Genomic DNA, 17,424 nt, shown 5'->3' with positions numbered 1-17,424 from the left:
GAATTTCCGCCGGCGACAGGCCGGGCGGTGCAAAGCCTTTAATTATAGGGCTTGCCCTGCATTCGCGACGAAAGCGCCGGGGTCACCCCAAGAACAGGTATTGGTTCCAGGAGCGGCCTTAAAAGACGCGAACCCTGAGCACGAATTGCATGACCATCAGGCCCAACAAAAAGCCCAGACCACCAAAAATCAGGCCTTGCAGCAGCTTGTTGGTCCGTTTTTGCTCCATCAGCAACTCCTCCAGCTCACGGCGGTTGCTCCCAGGCGTCGACTTCAGGAACTGCGCCAGCAGGCGCGGCAAGGCGGGCAGCAGCTTGGCATAATTCGGCGCTTCGGCCTTGAGCTGGGCCAGCAGCTTTTCAGGCCCCACCTGCTCCAGCATCCAGCGCTCCAGAAAGGGCTTGGCGGTGCTCCACAAGTCCAGATCAGGATCAAGTTCTCGCCCCAAGCCCTCGATATTGAGCAAGGTTTTCTGCAGCAATACCAGCTGGGGCTGGATTTCCACCTGAAAACGCCGCGAGGTCTGGAACAGCCGCATCAGCACCAAGCCCAGCGACAGCTCCTTCAGTGGCCGGTCAAACATGGGCTCGCAGCAGGAGCGGATAGCGGCTTCCAGCTCATCCACGCGGGTGGCCGCAGGCACCCAACCGGACTCGATATGCAGCTCGGCCACGCGCTTGTAGTCGCGCTGAAAAAATGCACTGAAGTTTTGCGCCAGATATTCCTTATCCACCTCTGTGAGGGTCCCGACAATGCCGAAATCGAGCGAAATATAACGGCCAAAGGTGTCCGGCGCCAGACTGACCTGGATATTGCCGGGGTGCATGTCGGCATGAAAAAAGCCGTCGCGAAACACCTGAGTGAAGAAAATAGTGACGCCGTCGCGGGCTAGCTTTTTCATGTCTACGCCGGCATCGCGCAGACGCTGGGTCTGGCCTATCGGTACACCCTGCATGCGCTCCATCACCATGACGTCGGGCATGCAATAGTCCCAATGCATCTCCGGGATCATCACCAGATTCAGGCTGTGCATGTTGCGGCGCAGTTGCGCGGCATTGGAGGCCTCGCGCAGCAAATCCAGCTCATCGTGCAGGTATTTGTCAAACTCGGCCACCACTTCGCGTGGCTTGAGGCGTTTGCCGTCGGCCGAGGCGCGCTCCAGCCAACCGGCCATCATGCGCATCAGCGCCAGGTCTTTTTTGAAAGCCCCGACCATATTGGGCCGCAGCACCTTGACGGCCACTTCGCGGCCATCGGGCAAGGTGGCGAAGTGAACCTGCGCAATCGAGGCGCTGGCCACGGGCGTGCGCTCAAAGTTCTGGAAGATGCGATCCAGCGGTTTGCCAAAAGATTTTTCAATGATGGCCACCGCCACGGCCGAATCGAAAGGCGGCACCCGGTCCTGCAGGTGCGCCAGCTCGTCGGCAATATCGGGTGGCAACAGGTCACGCCGGGTTGACAGCACCTGGCCGAACTTGACAAAAATCGGGCCCAACTGCTCCAGCGCCTGACGCAGACGCTCGCCCCGGGGCGCTTTCAAATTGCGCCCGACCGAGACCACACGGGTCAACAGCCTGACCCAGGGCTTCTCAAAGCTGGACAAGACCAACTCGTCCAGACCGAAGCGCAGCACGGTCCAGACGATGAAAATGCCTCTGAAAATGCGGCTCATGCAGACGCCTTCGGGGCGTCTGTGGCTGGCGCGCTAGTCGATTCACGTGCCTGCGCTGCCTGGCTGCGTTCTGGCGTGGAGGGATTCGACACCGCGGCCGAAGCGACTGGGGAGGACAGCGGCCCCTGGGCCAGAAACTGCTTCAGGCCGGCCAGCAAGCGTCGCCCCACATCGGCCACGGCATGGGCGGGGGCATCGCCAATCAGGCGGGACAAATCCTCTTCGGCATCCCAGCGCAGATTTTCTGCCAGCCAGCCCAGTTCGGCCGCCAACTGCACATCCCCTTCAATTTTGACCGGCGGCGCCTTGCCCGCCAAGGCCGACTGCACCACCACCAGCGGGGACTCGGTGGCCACCGAGAGCCGCAAATCAGGCTTGGCTGACGGCGGTGCGCGATCCACCAGGCCGGCCGGGGTAACTATCAAATCAATAGCAAACAAACCCCACTCAGCATGGACAACGCGGCCTTTTTGACGCAAAAGCCGGTCTTGGGCCTGTTTTTCCTGCAGCAGGACATGATTCAAGAACAAAACCAGACGCTGCTGCCCTTCATCTACCGCCCAGGCGGGAGGCAAAAGACGGCGGGCTATGGATTCCAGAAAAGAAAAAGGGGACGTGTTATTCATACGTCCCCGATTTTGCAGGATAAAAAGAGGTTTTGCCCCAAATCCCCTGCCTGCCCTTGGCCCGGCGTCAAGCCGGACGGGCTAGATTTACTGCAGCGCCTGCACGCCAGCGACCAACCAGCCACTGCCGCCATTGCGCGGCTTGGTCATGTTCCAGACTTCGCGGAAAGGGCTGGCGCCAGCAGAGGCGTCCTCGCGAATCATGCCGGAGAACTCCACGCTGGCCATGTAGACATCGTTCAATTCCTCGATACCCAGCAGCTGCGCCTCCAGCATCACCACGTCGGTCTTGTTGGCAACGCCGCCGGTATGGGTCTCACGGTCGGCCAGTTGGGTCTTGATCTGCTCCAGCATGTCGTCCGTCATCATGGCGCGCAGATTCTGGATATCGGAGCGATCCCAAGCATCTTGCAGCGTGACGAAATTGGCCTTGCAGGCCTTGAGAAAACCTTCGGAATCAAAGCCGGCCGGAATGCCCCAGGATTGCGCGCCCAGCAGACCGGAACCGATCATGGAGCCAGCGGCAGGCGCTGCGGCAGCACTGTCAAAGGCCGTATTATTGCTCTCCCAGGGACGCGCCGAGGCGTCGTTGCCCACATTGGCCGGGCTGTAGTTGCGCGGCGTCATGGCCTCGGCCGCATTACCCGCACCCTGAAACGCAAAAGGCGGTTGGGTATGAGCTACACCGCCGGAGCCGGCATTAGCTGACTTGCTCTTGAGCTTGCGCATGACGAAGCCGACCACCACCATGATCACCAGCGCCAGCAAGGCAAACATGATGATCTGGCTGAAGGCGCCGCCCAGACCCAGGGAAGACGCCAACCAGGCTAGACCCAGGCCTGCGGCCAGGCCGCCCAGCATGGCACCCCATGGTTTTTTCGGCGCCGCAGGCGCTGGCGTGGCTGCCGGAGTGGCCGGTTTGGCTGCGGAATTGGTCGCCGAGTTGGCGCCATTGGCCGGCGCCTGGCGCTGCGTGACGTTGGACGACTGCTTGCCAAAGGAAGAGCCTCCGCCCATGCGCTTGGCTTCGGCAGCTGGGCCGGCCAAGGTCAGCGTGAGTGCGAGCACCGCAGAAAGAATTACCGACCAACTTTTCATATCGTCTCCTTGATTACAACTGAATCGCGACGCGAGCCGCAAACCTACTTAACACTTGATTCCAACATGTAAAGCCACCATCCCGCCTGACATGTTGTGATAGTCCACATGACCAAAACCACTATTTTTCATCAGGGCTTTGAGTTCTTCCTGGCTGGGATGCATGCGAATCGACTCGGCCAGATACTGGTAGCTGGCGTCGTCATTGGCCACCAACTTGCCCAATTTGGGCAGGACCTTGAAGGAATACCAGTCGTAAATTTTCTCCAGCGGCTTGGCCACCTTGGAGAATTCCAGCACCAGCAGCTTGCCACCGGGCTTGAGGACACGGTTCATTTCGCGCAGCGCGCCGTCCTTGTGCGTCATATTGCGCAGGCCAAATGCCACCGTGACCAGGTCAAAACTGGCATCAGGGAAAGGCAGGTGCTCGGCATCACAGACCAGCGTTGGCAGGCACACGCCAGCATCGAGCAGGCGGTTGCGCCCCTCCCTGAGCATCGCTTCATTGATGTCGGTATGCACCACCCGCCCGCTCTCCCCTACTTTGGGAGCGAAGGCTAGCGACAAATCTCCGGTACCGCCGGCAATGTCCAGCACCTGCTGGCCTTCCTTGACATTGGCGACCAGCACGGTATAGGCCTTCCAGGCACGGTGCAGGCCCACGGACATCAGGTCGTTCATGACATCGTATTTGGACGCCACGGAGTCAAACACGCCGCGCACACGGCGTGCCTTGTCCTGCTCTTCGACCGATTCAAAGCCGAAATGGGTAGTTGTCATAAATTGAATGCTAGAGGGCAAAGCCCGAGTTGTTGGCGACAACCCTGCATGGACACAGGGCATTGCCAAATTTTATGTCTGAAAAACAACAGTCAAGCGACCCACGCCGCCCTGCCGCATCGCGCCGGCTCAGAGCGGATCACCAGCCGTCAGTAGTCAGTGCGAACCGCAGGCGTGAGCGCCCGCCTTCACCATGGGCGCATCACGCTCCACACCGGCGTCGAGCAAGCGGCGCTGGTATTCGTCCCACAGGCGATCTTGCTCCGCGCCCAGGTGATACAGATAGTCCCAGGAGAAGATTCCGCTCTCGTGGCCATCGGAAAAAACCGGCTTGACGGCGTAATTGCCAATCGGTTCGAGCTCGACCACATTCACCTCACGCTTGCCGGTCTGCAAAATCTCCTGCCCCGGGCCATGACCCTGCACTTCGGCCGACGGGGAATAAACACGCATCAACTCAAACGGGATCTTGAATGCAGCGCCATCGGAGAAGGAGATTTCAAGGATGCGGGACAGGCTGTGAACCGTCAGCGCCGTGGGGATGGGTGAGCCAGCTTGAAGACCTGCCATGGAGATGCCTCGCTTTTTAAAAAAATCCGGCGCCTTAAAGCGCCATGGTTTGGGCAATCCGCCGGTTGACCTGCAGACAACGAGCCGCCAGGGCCGCCAGCCGATCCGCCTCAGCTGGACGCTGCGGCGCGGCCCAGACCGGCGCCGGAAAATGGCTATCCCAGTCGAAGCGGGCAATCACATGCCAGTGCAGATGCGCCACCATATTGCCCAGCGCGGCCAGGTTGATCTTGGTGGGCTGCAACTCGGCGTGCAGCACCTGCTCGACCACCACTACGGCATTCATGCAAACCTCGCGCTCAGCCGGTGAGAGCTCGGAAAACTCGGCCACATGCCGGTTCCAGACCACGCGGTAAAAGGCGGGAAAACCGGCTTCGCTGGCCTGGATGATCCGCAATTCTTCGTTGCGAAAAACCAGCAGCCCACCGTCGGCTTCACACAGGGGGCAAACACGGATATTCATGCTTAAACCAGCACCCTCTCTATGCCGCCGTGGTTGGCGGCTGCTACATAGGTCGGCAACCATTCCTTGCCCAGAATCTGATTCGCCATTTCGACCACGATGTAGTCGGCTTCGAGCAAGCCGTTTTTCATGTCGTCGCCGTAACGCGACAGGCCTTGCAGGCAACTCGGGCAGCTGGTCAGAATCTTGACGTTTTCCTTTTCGCCCAGGGCGCCGGAAGCACGCAGTTCGGCCTCACCTTTTTGCAGCTCTTCTTCCTTGCGAAAGCGGATCTGGGTCGAAATATCGGGGCGCGTGACGCCCAGCGTGCCCGACTCGCCGCAGCAGCGCTCGTTTTTCAGCACGTTGTCGCCGAGCAGCGCCTTGACAGTCTTCATCGGCTCCTGCAGCTTCATCGGGCTGTGGCAGGGGTCGTGGTACAGATAGCCCTGGCCGGGTTGGTCGGTACGCAGCGTGATGCCTTTTTCCAGCAGGTACTCATGGATATCTATGATGCGGCAGCCCGGGAATATCTTCTCGAACTCGTAACCCTGCAGCTGGTCATAGCAGGTACCGCAGCTCACCACAACGGTCTTGATGTCCAGGTAGTTCAGCGTGTTGGCGACCCTGTGGAACAGCACGCGGTTGTCGGTGATGATTTTTTCGGCCTTGTCGAACTGGCCGCTGCCTTTTTGCGGATAGCCGCAGCACAGATAGCCGGGCGGCAGCACGGTCTGCACGCCGGCATGCCAGAGCATGGCCTGCGTCGCCAGGCCAACCTGTGAAAACAGGCGCTCGGAACCGCAGCCCGGGAAGTAAAACACCGCCTCGGTTTCGGCCGTGGTGTTCTTCGGATTGCGAATGATGGGGACGTAGTCCTTGTCTTCGATGTCCAGCAGCGCGCGCGCGCTCTTCTTGGGAAGGCCGCCTGGCATCTTCTTGTTGATGAAATGAATCACCTGTTCCTTGACCGGCGCCTTGCCGACCGTGGCCGGTGGCTTGGCCGTCTGCTTGCGGGCAAAACTGCCCAGCAGCTCATTGGCCAGGCGCTGGGCCTTGAAGCCGACATCGACCATGGCGCTGCGCATGAACTTGATGGTCTGCGGATTGGTCGCATTCAGGAAGAACATGGCGGCAGCATTGCCGGGCCGGAAGGACTTCTGGCCCATCTTGCGCAGCAGGTTGCGCATGTTCATGGACACCTCGCCAAAGTCGATATCGACCGGGCAAGGCGTCAGGCATTTGTGGCACACCGTGCAATGGTCGGCCACATCCTCGAACTCTTCCCAGTGCTTGACGCTGATGCCGCGCCGGGTCTGCTCTTCATAGAGGAAAGCCTCGACCAGCAGCGAGGTCGCCAGAATCTTGTTGCGCGGGCTGTACAGCAGGTTGGCGCGCGGCACATGGGTGGCGCACACCGGCTTGCACTTGCCGCAGCGCAGGCAGTCTTTCACGCTGTCGGCAATCGCGCCTATATCGGACTGCTGCATGATCAGCGACTCATGGCCCATCAGGCCAAAGCTGGGCGTATAGGCGTTGGTCAGGTCGGCGAAGAATGCGTCTGCGGCGCCTGATTTATTAACATTTTTAGCCTCTAGCCCAATAGTGGCGGGCGCAGACAGCTCCTTATTTCGTAGCAGCTTGCCTTTATTGAAGCGCCCTTCCGGGTCCACCCTGACCTTGTAATCGGCAAAGGGCTGAAGCTCGGCATCGGTCAAAAACTCCAGCTTGGTGATGCCAATGCCGTGTTCGCCCGAAATCACGCCGTCCAGCGAGCGCGCCAGCACCATGATGCGTGCCACCGCCACGTGGGCGGTTTGCAGCATCTCGTAGTCATCGCTGTTGACGGGCAGATTGGTGTGCACATTGCCGTCACCGGCATGCATGTGCAGGGCGGCCCAGACGCGGCCCTTGAGCACACGCTTGTGGATGGCACTGCATTCGCCCAGGATGGGCAGGAAGGCGCCGCCGGTGAAAAGGGCTTGCAGCGGCGCCCGCAGCTGGGTTTTCCAGCTGGCGCGCAGCGAATGGTCTTGCAGTTGCGGAAACAAGGTCTCCACACCCTGCAGCCAGCCAGCCCAGAGGCTACGCACCTCGGCCACCAGCGCCAGCGCCTGGGCCACCCGGTCTTCCAGCAGCTCGGCCGAAGGAATATCGTTGGCGTCGTCCGACTTGCCCAGGGGCAGATTGCCCTTGAGGAAAAAAGCCTCCAGCGCATCGCACAGCTTGATCTTGTTGGCCAGGCTCAGCTCGATGTTGATGCGCTCTATGCCGTCGGTGTACTCGGCCATGCGCGGCAGCGGAATCACCACGTCTTCGTTGATCTTGAAGGCGTTGGTGTGGCGCGAAATCGCCGCCGTACGCTTGCGGTCCAGCCAGAATTTCTTGCGCGCGTCCGGGCTGATGGCGATAAAACCCTCACCCTGGCGCGAATTGGCGATACGCACGACTTCCGAGGTCGCGCGCGCCACCACGTCGGCATCGTCGCCGGCAATGTCGCCAAACAAGACCATTTTCGGCAGGCCGCCGTGGGTCTTGGACTTGGTCGCATAGCCGACCGCCTTCAAATAACGGTCATCCAGGTGTTCCAGGCCCGCGAGGATGGCGCCGCCGCGCTTTTGCTCGGCAAACATGAAGTCCTTGATCTCGACGATGCTGGGGACCGCGTCCTTGGCGTTGCCGAAAAACTCCAGGCAGACGGTGCGGGTGTGCGCCGGCATGCGGTGCACAATCCAGCGCGCGCTGGTGATCAGGCCGTCGCAGCCTTCCTTTTGAATGCCAGGCAGGCCGCTCAGAAACTTGTCGGTGACGTCCTTGCCCAGGCCTTCCTTGCGAAAGGACGGGCCGGGAATGTCCAGCCGTTCGGTGCGCACCGGCGTCTTGCCATCGGCTTCAAAATAGTTCAGCTCAAAGCTGGCCATTTCAGCGTCGTGAATCTTGCCCAGGTTGTGATTGATGCGCGTGACTTCCAGCCACTGCGCATCCGGGGTCACCATGCGCCAGGACGCCAGATTGTCCAGCGCCGTACCCCACAGCACGGCTTTTTTGCCGCCCGCATTCATGGCGATATTGCCGCCTATGCAGGAAGCCTCGGCGGAGGTCGGATCGACGGCAAAGACAAAACCACCGCGCTCGGCCGCATCGGCCACGCGCTGAGTCACCACACCGGCTTCGGTCCACACCGTGGCCACGGGCTGATCCAGGCCGGGCAGCGAGACCATTTCCACCTCGGTCATGGCTTCGAGCTTTTCGGTGTTGATGACGGCCGACTTCCAGGTCAGGGGAATCGCGCCACCGGTATAGCCGGTACCGCCGCCGCGCGGAACAATCGTCAGGCCCAACTCGATACAGGCCTTGACCAGGCCAGCCATTTCGGTTTCGGTATCGGGTGTCAGCACCACAAAAGGGTATTCGACGCGCCAGTCGGTAGCATCGGTGACATGCGAGACGCGCGACAGTCCGTCAAACTTGATGTTGTCCTTGAGCGTCAGCTTGCGCAGCTTGCGCTCGGTTTGCCGGCGCAGCGCGGCAATTTCCTCAAACGACGCTGAAAAGCGGCTGACGGCGCCCCGGGCCGCTTCCAGCAACTCCCCCACGATGACATCACGGTGACTATCGACCTCGGGGGTGCGGCGCTTCCCAACCTCAGACAGGCGATGCTGCAAGGCCTCCACCAGCAGCTTGCGGCGCTTGGGATTTTCCAGCAGATCGTCTTGCAGATAGGGATTGCGCTGCACCACCCAGATGTCGCCCAAGACCTCGTACAACATGCGGGCGGACCGGCCGGTACGGCGCTCGTCGCGCAGCCGGTTCAGCAAGTCCCAGGCCCGTGCGCCCAGCAGGCGAATCACCACTTCCCGATCGGAAAACGAGGTGTAGTTGTAGGGAATCTCGCGAATGCGTGCTTCGTCGTGCTTTGCGTCAGCGGCAAAAGCGTTCAATTCTTGAAGGGTAGTAGGGGCGTTCATCGTGAAAATTAGGCGGCTTCGGACCCATGCCCAGCGCTGTTGTCCGATATTATCGCAGCGCAACAATTGCGCAAGGCAGCGCGGCATTGCCCTCATGGAAACCCCGCTTGTTCAAAAAACATCAAGCTGTTTCAATGATCCGTCACAAATTGTATTTAGACTGCATGCTTTGCCAACGCGGGTATCGCACACCCCATCAGGAGATCATAGGAATGAAAAAACATCTATCCACGCTAGCTCTCGCCGCTGGCGTTCTATGCGTGCCCCTGGCCAGCCAGGCCCAGACCGAAATCCAGTGGTGGCATTCAATGACGGGATCATTGAACGAATGGGTCAATGGCCAGGCCAAACAGTTCAATGACAGCCAGAAAGACTACAAGATTGTTCCTACCTTCAAGGGCAATTACGACGAGTCCATGACCACGGCCATCGCGGCATTCCGGGCTGGCAATGCGCCGCACATTCTGCAGGTCTTTGAGGTCGGTACGGCCAGCATGATGGCGGCCAAGGGCGCCATCAAGCCCGTCGGCGAAGTCATGAAGGAAAGCGGCGTCACCTTCGACCCCAAGGCCTATGTGCCTGCCGTGGCGGGTTATTACACCGCCTCCAACGGCCAGATGCTGTCCTTCCCGTTCAACAGCTCCACGACCATTTTTTACTACAACAAGGACGCCTTCAAGGCCGCCGGACTGGACCCCAACAAGGCACCGTCAACCTGGCCAGAAGTCACGGCCGCCGCGGCCAAGCTGAAAGCCTCCGGCCACAAGTGCCCTTACACCACCAGCTGGATGAGCTGGGTTCACCTGGAGAGCTTCTCGACCTGGCACAACGTTCTGTTTGCCACGCAAAACAACGGCTTTGGCGGCGCCAACGCGCGCCTGGCATTCAACTCGCCGCTGCATTTGCGCCATTTTGAGAACCTGGCCAATATGTCCAAGCAAGGCCTGTTCGTTTACAAGGGCCGAGCCAGCGTGGCCGTGCCGTCCTTCGTTTCCGGCGAATGCGCCATGTTCACAGGTTCTTCCGGCTCTTACTCAGACATCAGCAAGCAGGCCAAATTTGCCTACGGCCTGGCACCCCTGCCCTACTACCCTGACGTAGCCGGCGCGCCGCAAAATACGGCCATCGGTGGCGCCAGCCTGTGGGTCATGGCGGGCAAGAAGCCGGCCGAATACAAGGGCGTGGCAGAGTTCTTCAAATTCCTGTCCGGCCCCGAAATCCAGTCTGCCAGCCATAAGAGCACCGGTTATCTGCCGATCACGATGGCAGCCTACGAGCTGACCGAGAAATCGGGCTTTTACAAGCAGTTCCCTGGCACCGATGTGGCCGTCACGCAGATGATCCGCAAGACCACCGACAAGTCGCGCGGCATCCGTCTGGGCAACTTCGTCCAGATCCGGACCATCCTCGACGAGGAAACCGAACAGATCTGGGCCGGCAAGAAAACCGCGAAAGAAGCGCTGGATACGGCGGTCAAACGCGGCAACGAGCAACTCGAGAAGTTCCAGAAAGCCAACAAGTCCTGAGGCCAGCCCCTGAGGTCATCCGAAAATAGCTTTCCCGCCCAAGTCAGGCCGACCAGCCTGACCCACTGGCGCTAAAAATCCGACAACCTGTTCCGCAGACGTATGCAGAGCAGGTTGTTTTTATTGAGTTTTATATTATGGAAAAACGCGTACTTTTCCGCTCCACCTGGCTGCCATGGCTGTTGCTGGCGCCGCAGGTTCTGATCATTTCGGTCTTCTTTTTCTGGCCTGCCGGCCAGGCCGTTCTGCAATCATTTCAGATACAGGATGCTTTTGGCCTGTCGCGCGAGTGGGTCGGGTTTGAAAATTTCAAATCCCTGTTTGCTGACGAGGCCTATCTAGAGTCCTTCAAGACCACTGGTTTCTTTTCCCTGTTGGTGGCCGTTTCCGGCATCAGCCTGTCGCTTTTACTGGCCGTTTTTGCCGATCGCATCGCCAAGGGCGCGCTGTTTTACAAGACGCTGCTGATCATCCCCTACGCCGTGGCCCCGGCCGTGGCCGGTGTGCTCTGGATCTTCATGTTCTCGCCGTCGATAGGCGTGGTGGCTTACGGCCTGAGCCACTTCTTCGGCTTTGACTGGAACTACCTGCTGAACGCCAACCACGCCATGGCTCTGATCGTCACGGCCGCCGTCTGGAAACAGATTTCCTACAATTTCCTATTCTTTCTGGCGGGTCTGCAATCGATTCCCAAGTCCCTGATAGAGGCGGCGGCGATTGACGGCGCCGGACCCTGGCGCCGTTTCTGGTCGATTCAGTTTCCGCTGCTGTCGCCCACCACCTTCTTCCTGCTGGTCATCAACATGGTGTATGCCTTTTTTGATACCTTTGCGATCATTGACGCGACCACCCACGGTGGGCCAGGTCGGGATACCGCCATTCTGGTTTACAAGGTTTATTACGACGGTTTCAAGGCGCTGGACCTGGGTGGCTCGGCCGCACAGTCAGTGGTGCTGATGATCATCGTGGTGGCCCTGACCATCGTGCAATTCCGTTACATAGAAAAGAAAGTCCAATACTGATGAACCGAAGCAAGCAGGGGGTGAAGCATGGTTGAACGCCGCCCCACATTGGGTATCCTGGCCCACATCGTGATGATTCTGGGCATCCTGATCGTCGCCTTTCCGGTCTATCTGGCTTTTATAGCGTCTACGCACACAGCGCAAGACATTGTGCAAGCGCCCATGCCTTTGCTGCCAGGCAGCAACTTCTGGGCAACCTATAGCGCTGCACTCACCGGCAGTGGCAACGGTGCCGGCTCAAATGCCCCTGTGGGCAGGATGATGCTGGTGAGCTTGATCACGGCGCTGGTCATCAGCATAGGAAAAATCGCCATTTCCCTGCTGTCGGCCTTTGCCATCGTGTACTTCCGCTTTCCCTTCAAAGGGTTTTTCTTCTGGGCCATCTTTGTCACCTTGATGCTGCCGGTAGAGGTGCGCATAGGCCCGACCTACCAGGTGGTCTCGGACCTGGGACTGCTCAACACCTACGCCGGCCTGACGGTGCCCTTGATTGCCTCGGCAACCGCCACCTTTTTGTTTCGCCAATTCTTCCTGACCGTGCCCGAAGAGCTGGTTGAAGCGGCGCGCATGGACGGCGCCGGCCCGATGCGCTTTTTCAAGGACATCTTGCTGCCGCTGTCAAAAACATCGATTGCCGCGCTGTTCGTGATTCAGTTCATTTACGGCTGGAACCAATACCTCTGGCCGCTGCTCGCGACCACCAGCGAAGACATGTACCCGGTGGTCATCGGCATCAAACGCATGATTGCCGGTGGCGAAGGCGGCAACGAATGGAACATCGTGATGGCCACCGTGATCCTGGCCATGCTGCCCCCCACGGCCGTGGTCGTGCTGATGCAACGATGGTTTGTCAAAGGCCTGGTAGATACCGAAAAATAAGCCCCTCCCGAGATCGGTCGCCGCATTGCCGGCGACCGCCTAGCGGCGCAGCAACACATCTGTGAAATAAATAATATGGCATCGATTACCCTCAAAAACGTTATCAAGCGCTATGGCGCAGGCAAGACCGCGGTGCAGGTACTGCACGGCGTCAATGCCGACATCAGCGACGGCGAGTTCATCGTCATCGTCGGCCCCTCGGGCTGCGGCAAGTCCACCCTGCTACGCATGGTGGCCGGCCTCGAAGAAATCAGCGAAGGCGACATTTCCATTGGTGGAAAAGTCGTCAACGACCTGGAGCCGGCGAAACGCGACATTGCCATGGTGTTCCAAAACTACGCGCTCTATCCGCATATGAGCGTGTTCGACAATATGGCTTATGGCCTGAAGATCGCCAAAGTCCCCGTGACAGAAATCAAGTCCCGCGTCGACAAGGCCGCAAAAATCCTCGAACTCGGCCACTTGCTCGACCGCAAGCCGCGCGCCCTTTCAGGCGGCCAGCGTCAGCGCGTCGCCATGGGCCGCGCCATCGTGCGTCAGCCCCAGGTCTTCCTGTTTGACGAGCCGCTGTCCAACCTGGACGCCAAGCTGCGCGTGCAAACCCGCCTGGAAATCCAGAAGCTGCACCGCGAGCTGGGCATCACCTCGCTCTTCGTCACGCACGACCAGGTCGAGGCCATGACCCTGGCACAGCGCATGATGGTGATGAACGGCGGCCACATGGAGCAGTTCGGCACGCCGGAAGAGGTCTACAACCGACCCGCCACCACTTTTGTCGCCAGCTTCATGGGCTCGCCGCCCATGAATTTGCTCAAGCACGGCCCCAACGCCGATTTCGGCGGCAAGCCAGGCGCCATCATGGGCATACGCCCCGAACACCTGCTGGTCGGCGATAGCGGCTGGGCGGTGCAGGTCGAGACCATTGAAATGCTGGGCGCCGAACGTCTGGTCTACTGCCGCATGGGGGAAGAATCCCTGATCGTACGCACCGACGAAAGCCTGTCGTCCGCGCCGGCCATTGGCGCCACCCTGTATGTCACGCCACGCACCGACCGCCTGCACTGGTTTGACGCGGACAGCGGCAAGCGCCTCTAGGATCAGCCCATGAGCACTTCATCCGTCACCGCTGCCAACTGGCCCTACCCCCGTTGGGTCGCCCACCGTGGCGCCGGCAAGCTGGCGCCCGAAAACACGCTGGCGGCCTTCCGGCTGGGTGCCAGCCACGGCTATCGCATGTTCGAATGCGATGTGAAACTGAGCGCCGATGAAGTGCCGTTTCTGCTGCACGACGCCACGCTGGAGCGCACCAGCAATGGCCAGGGTGTGGCCGGCGAGCAGCCTTGGCAAGCCTTGTCCAGGCTCGATGCCGGCAGCTGGCATTCGCCCTCCTTTGCGGGCGAGCCCCTGCCCAGCTTCGAGAGCCTGGCTCGCTACTGCCTGGAGCAGGGTTATTTCCTGAACATAGAGATCAAACCCACGCCAGGACTGGAAAGCCGCACCGGCACCGTGGCCGCCAATGAAGCCGCCAGGCTCTGGCAAAACGCCGCGGTACCGCCCTTTTTGACGTCTTTCCAGCCGCTGGCGCTGGCGGCCGCCCGCGCCGCCCAGCCGCAACTGCCACGCGGTCTGCTGCTCGATGCCTGGACCGACCACTGCCTGGCCACGGCCCAGGAACTGGCATGCGTGGCCCTGGTCTGCAAGCACACGCTGTGGAATGCCGACACCGTAGCGCAGGCGAAAAAAGCCGGTTTCAGAACGCTCAGCTACACCGTCAACGAGCCTGCCGAGGTGCAGCGACTGCTCGAACTGGGAACCGATGCCATCATCACCGACCGGGTCGACATCTTCAAACCCGAACTGCAGGCCTGAGCTTCAGGCCCGCCAGCCGCGCAGCAGGCCCCACTGACACAGCGCCGCGCCCAGCACCAGGGCGGCGTAGGTCTGCATCTTCCCGTCATGGCCGAAGAACAGCAGCCCGGCCGTCAACAGCAGCAGGTTAACTATAAAAACAATAGCTGCTTGCGCCCACCACGATTGAGCCATAGGCCTTTTTGATCCAAAAATTCCAAAAAAAAGCCGTGACAAAAGCACCAACAGCAAAGCCACCACAGCGGCCGGCGTCATAAAGTTGAGCAGATGTAGGGTCAGCAAATAAGCGGTCATGGCAGCCATCCAAAGTCGGCGGGTAAGTTCCTTGGAAATCACCCGTAAAAAATCAATCAAGGGTGATTGATCCAGGCCAAGGACTGCTTGCACACTTCAATTTTATAATCTGACCATGTCAGTCTGGGCCCTTGGGCTAAACCATCACACCGCACCGCTCGATTTGCGCGGCCGCTTCGCCTATGCGGTAGACCAGGTCGAGCCCACTTTGCGCGGCTTGCGCGCCTCGCTGGCACGCCAGCCCGAGGCCACGCTGCTGTCAACTTGCAACCGCACCGAGATTTACTGCGCCGGCGATCACAACGACCTGGAGCACACGCTGCAGTGGCTGGCCCATAGCGGCGGCGTTTCGCCGGCCCTGCTGCGCTCGCACGCCTACACCCTGCGTGGCGACCAGGCCGCCCGCCACGCCTTTCGCGTCGCCAGCGGGCTGGACTCCATGGTGCTGGGCGAGCCGCAGATTCTGGGCCAGATGAAAGACGCGGTGCGCGCCGCCGAAGACGCCGGCGCCATGGGCAGCACCTTGCACCAGTTGTTCCAGCGCTCCTTTGCCGTCGCCAAGGAAGTGCGCAGCAGCACCGAGATAGGCGCGCACAGCATCAGCATGGCGGCCGCTGCCGTGCGGCTGGCCGGCCAACTGTTTGAGGACTTGAGCGACATCAAGGTGCTGTTTGTCGGTGCCGGTGAAATGATAGATCTGGCGGCCACCCACTTTGCCGCCAAAAACCCCAAAGCCATGGCGATTGCCAACCGCACGCTGGAGCGCGGCGAAAAGCTGGCCGGTCGCTTTGGCGCGGAAGTGATGCGACTGGCCGATCTGCCCAGCCGCCTGCACGAATTCGATGCCGTCATCAGCTGCACCGCCAGCACCCTGCCCATCATCGGCCTAGGCGCGGTCGAGCGCGCCGTCAAGCTGCGCAAACACCGGCCCATGTTCATGGTCGACCTGGCGGTACCGCGCGACATCGAGCCCGAAGTCAAGGCCCTACCCGACATCTATCTCTACACCGTGGACGACCTGGCGCATGTGGTGCAGACCGGCAAGGACAACCGGCAGGCGGCCGTGGCTCAGGCCGAGGTCATCATCGACGCCGGCGTGCAAAACTTCATGCACTGGCTGGACCAACGGCAAAGCGTGCCCCTGATCCAGCAGCTCAATGCGCAAACCGACGAATGGCGCGCCGCCGAGATCACGCGCGCCAAAAAACTGCTGGCTCGGGGCGAGTCCGTCGACACCGTGCTGGAAGCGCTGACGCGCGGCCTGACGCAAAAAATGCTGCACGGCACACTGGCCGAACTGCATGCCGGAGATGCCAGCAGCCGCGAAGCCACGGCGCACGCGGTGTCGCGGCTGTTTCTGCGCGGCCGGCCACCCAAGGCCAAAGAACAGCAAGAGCGTTAGCGACGGCGCCTGCCGATACGCCCGCCTGCCAGCGGCTTTACCCACTGGTTCTCACGAATTTTTCCTTTTGCGCCATGAAACCCTTTCTTCGTCAAACCCTGGACCGTCAGTTGCTGCGCCTGCATGAGCTGGACGCGCTGCTGTCGGCCAGCGATGTGGTGAGCGACCTGGACCGCTTTCGCGCCATGACCCGGGAACATGCCGAGGCCAGCGTGCTGGCCGAGCAATACACCCGACTGACCCGCCGCGAAGCCGATTTGATCAGCGCCGAAAGCATGCTGGCAGAGGCCAAGGCCGACCCCGACATGGCCGCCATGGCCGAGGAAGAGATAGACGCCGCCAAGGCCGACATCGCTAGCTTGGACGAGGCCTTGCAGCTGATGCTGATTCCCAAGGACCCGGACGACAAGCGCGCCGCCTTCATCGAAATCCGCGCTGGCGCCGGCGGCGACGAATCGGCGCTGTTTGCCGGTGACCTGTTCCGCATGTACACCCGCTATGCCGAGCGCATGCGCTGGCAGACCGAGATCATCAGCGAGTCGACCAGCGAGCTGGGCGGCTACAAGGAAGTGGTGCTGCGCATAGACGGCGCTACCGACCTGATGGGCGTGGGCGTTTACGGCAAGCTGCGCTTCGAATCTGGCGGCCACCGGGTGCAGCGCGTGCCGGCCACCGAAACCCAGGGCCGCATCCACACCAGCGCCTGCACCGTGGCCGTGCTGCCCGAGCCCGACGAAGCGGTCGCCATCCAGATCAACCCGGCCGACCTGCGCATAGACACCTACCGCGCCAGCGGCGCCGGCGGCCAGCACATCAACAAGACCGACTCGGCCGTGCGCATCACGCACATCCCGACCGGCATCGTCGCCGAATGCCAGGAAGGCCGCAGCCAGCACGGCAACAAAGCCCAGGCGCTGAAGGTACTGACCGCCCGGATTCACGAGAAAGACCGCTCCGAGCAAGCCGCCAAGGACGCGGCCATGCGCAAGGGCCTGATTGGCAGCGGCGACCGCAGCGACCGCATCCGGACCTACAACTTCCCGCAAGGCCGGCTCACCGACCACCGCATCAACCTGACCCTGTACAAGCTGCTGGCCATCATGGAAGGCGATCTGGACGACGTCATCACCGCGCTACAGGTGGCGCGTGGCGCCGAGCAGTTGGCCGAACTGGAAACCACGAGCAACGGCGGGTGAGCGCGCGCAGCCTATGTTTTCCTATGAAATCAGCCTCTAGCTCAATCAATACGGTCGAAGATAGCTCTCATTTTTATAGC

The 17,424-nt window shown here is 60.6% G+C and carries 15 protein-coding genes; 7 read left to right on the top strand and 8 right to left on the bottom strand.

Annotated elements, in window-relative coordinates; genetic code table 11:
- Positions 1-118 precede the first annotated feature (118 nt).
- The 7 genes from ubiB to BM160_RS00750 form a co-directional block, all read right to left on the bottom strand.
- Entirely contained in the window at positions 119-1,672 is a 1,554-nt protein-coding gene (gene ubiB, locus BM160_RS00780; protein ID WP_091998852.1) for a ubiquinone biosynthesis regulatory protein kinase UbiB, read from the bottom strand.
- Entirely contained in the window at positions 1,669-2,298 is a 630-nt protein-coding gene (locus BM160_RS00775) for a hypothetical protein (RefSeq protein WP_091998848.1), read from the bottom strand. Before BM160_RS00775 ends, ubiB begins: the two co-directional genes overlap by 4 nt.
- Positions 2,299-2,385: 87 nt before the next feature.
- On the bottom strand, positions 2,386-3,396 hold the full coding sequence (locus BM160_RS00770; RefSeq protein ID WP_091998846.1) for a Tim44 domain-containing protein: 1,011 nt from the start codon (positions 3,394-3,396) through the stop codon (positions 2,386-2,388).
- A gap of 48 nt (positions 3,397-3,444) precedes the next feature.
- Positions 3,445-4,176, bottom strand: coding sequence for a bifunctional demethylmenaquinone methyltransferase/2-methoxy-6-polyprenyl-1,4-benzoquinol methylase UbiE (gene ubiE / locus BM160_RS00765; protein ID WP_091998843.1), 732 nt, complete (start codon positions 4,174-4,176; stop codon positions 3,445-3,447).
- 156 nt (positions 4,177-4,332) lie between these two features.
- A complete protein-coding gene (locus BM160_RS00760) occupies positions 4,333-4,746 on the bottom strand; it encodes a gamma-butyrobetaine hydroxylase family protein (protein ID WP_091998841.1) in 414 nt (137 codons plus the stop codon).
- A 34-nt stretch (positions 4,747-4,780) separates the two neighbouring features.
- A complete protein-coding gene (locus BM160_RS00755) occupies positions 4,781-5,209 on the bottom strand; it encodes an HIT family protein (protein ID WP_091998838.1) in 429 nt (142 codons plus the stop codon).
- Positions 5,210-5,211: 2 nt separating this feature from the next.
- On the bottom strand, positions 5,212-9,156 hold the full coding sequence (locus tag BM160_RS00750) for a DUF3683 domain-containing protein (protein WP_091998836.1): 3,945 nt from the start codon (positions 9,154-9,156) through the stop codon (positions 5,212-5,214).
- A gap of 212 nt (positions 9,157-9,368) precedes the next feature.
- On the opposite strand from BM160_RS00750, the gene ugpB reads away from it, so the two are divergent.
- The 5 genes from ugpB (at position 9,369) to ugpQ (ending at position 14,452) form a co-directional block, all read left to right on the top strand.
- Entirely contained in the window at positions 9,369-10,682 is a 1,314-nt protein-coding gene (gene ugpB / locus BM160_RS00745) for a sn-glycerol-3-phosphate ABC transporter substrate-binding protein UgpB (RefSeq protein WP_091998832.1), read from the top strand.
- A 137-nt stretch (positions 10,683-10,819) separates the two neighbouring features.
- Positions 10,820-11,704, top strand: a complete 885-nt coding sequence (gene ugpA, locus BM160_RS00740; protein WP_091998829.1) for a sn-glycerol-3-phosphate ABC transporter permease UgpA — start codon at positions 10,820-10,822, stop codon at positions 11,702-11,704.
- 27 nt (positions 11,705-11,731) lie between these two features.
- Positions 11,732-12,583, top strand: a complete 852-nt coding sequence (gene ugpE, locus BM160_RS00735) for a sn-glycerol-3-phosphate ABC transporter permease UgpE (protein WP_091998826.1) — start codon at positions 11,732-11,734, stop codon at positions 12,581-12,583.
- Positions 12,584-12,658: 75 nt separating this feature from the next.
- Positions 12,659-13,678: a sn-glycerol-3-phosphate import ATP-binding protein UgpC gene (locus tag BM160_RS00730; RefSeq protein WP_091998822.1), complete on the top strand. Its 1,020-nt coding sequence runs from the start codon at positions 12,659-12,661 to the stop codon at positions 13,676-13,678.
- A gap of 9 nt (positions 13,679-13,687) precedes the next feature.
- Positions 13,688-14,452 carry a glycerophosphodiester phosphodiesterase gene (gene ugpQ, locus BM160_RS00725; RefSeq protein ID WP_091998819.1) on the top strand — a complete coding sequence of 255 codons (765 nt, stop codon included), beginning with the start codon at positions 13,688-13,690 and terminating at the stop codon, positions 14,450-14,452.
- 3 nt (positions 14,453-14,455) lie between these two features.
- Here the strand turns inward: ugpQ and BM160_RS23065 are convergent, their stop codons facing one another.
- Complete coding sequence (locus tag BM160_RS23065) at positions 14,456-14,626, bottom strand: hypothetical protein (RefSeq protein ID WP_369821731.1); 171 nt, start codon at positions 14,624-14,626, stop codon at positions 14,456-14,458.
- Positions 14,627-14,861: 235 nt separating this feature from the next.
- Here BM160_RS23065 and hemA point away from each other — a divergent pair, with 235 nt between their 5' ends.
- Together hemA and prfA are read left to right on the top strand one after the other, a co-directional pair.
- Positions 14,862-16,148, top strand: coding sequence for a glutamyl-tRNA reductase (hemA, locus tag BM160_RS00715; RefSeq protein ID WP_091998815.1), 1,287 nt, complete (start codon positions 14,862-14,864; stop codon positions 16,146-16,148).
- Between the two features lie 74 nt (positions 16,149-16,222).
- Positions 16,223-17,344 (top strand): peptide chain release factor 1, encoded by a 1,122-nt coding sequence (prfA, locus tag BM160_RS00710; RefSeq protein WP_091998812.1) that lies wholly within the window; start codon positions 16,223-16,225, stop codon positions 17,342-17,344.
- Positions 17,345-17,424: the final 80 nt, after the last annotated feature.

This window comes from Polaromonas sp. OV174 (assembly GCF_900112285.1).
Classification (GTDB): Bacteria; Pseudomonadota; Gammaproteobacteria; order Burkholderiales; family Burkholderiaceae_C; genus Polaromonas.
The sequence above is the reverse complement of the archived record's forward strand: the minus strand, read 5'-3'. Positions and strand labels throughout refer to the sequence as shown.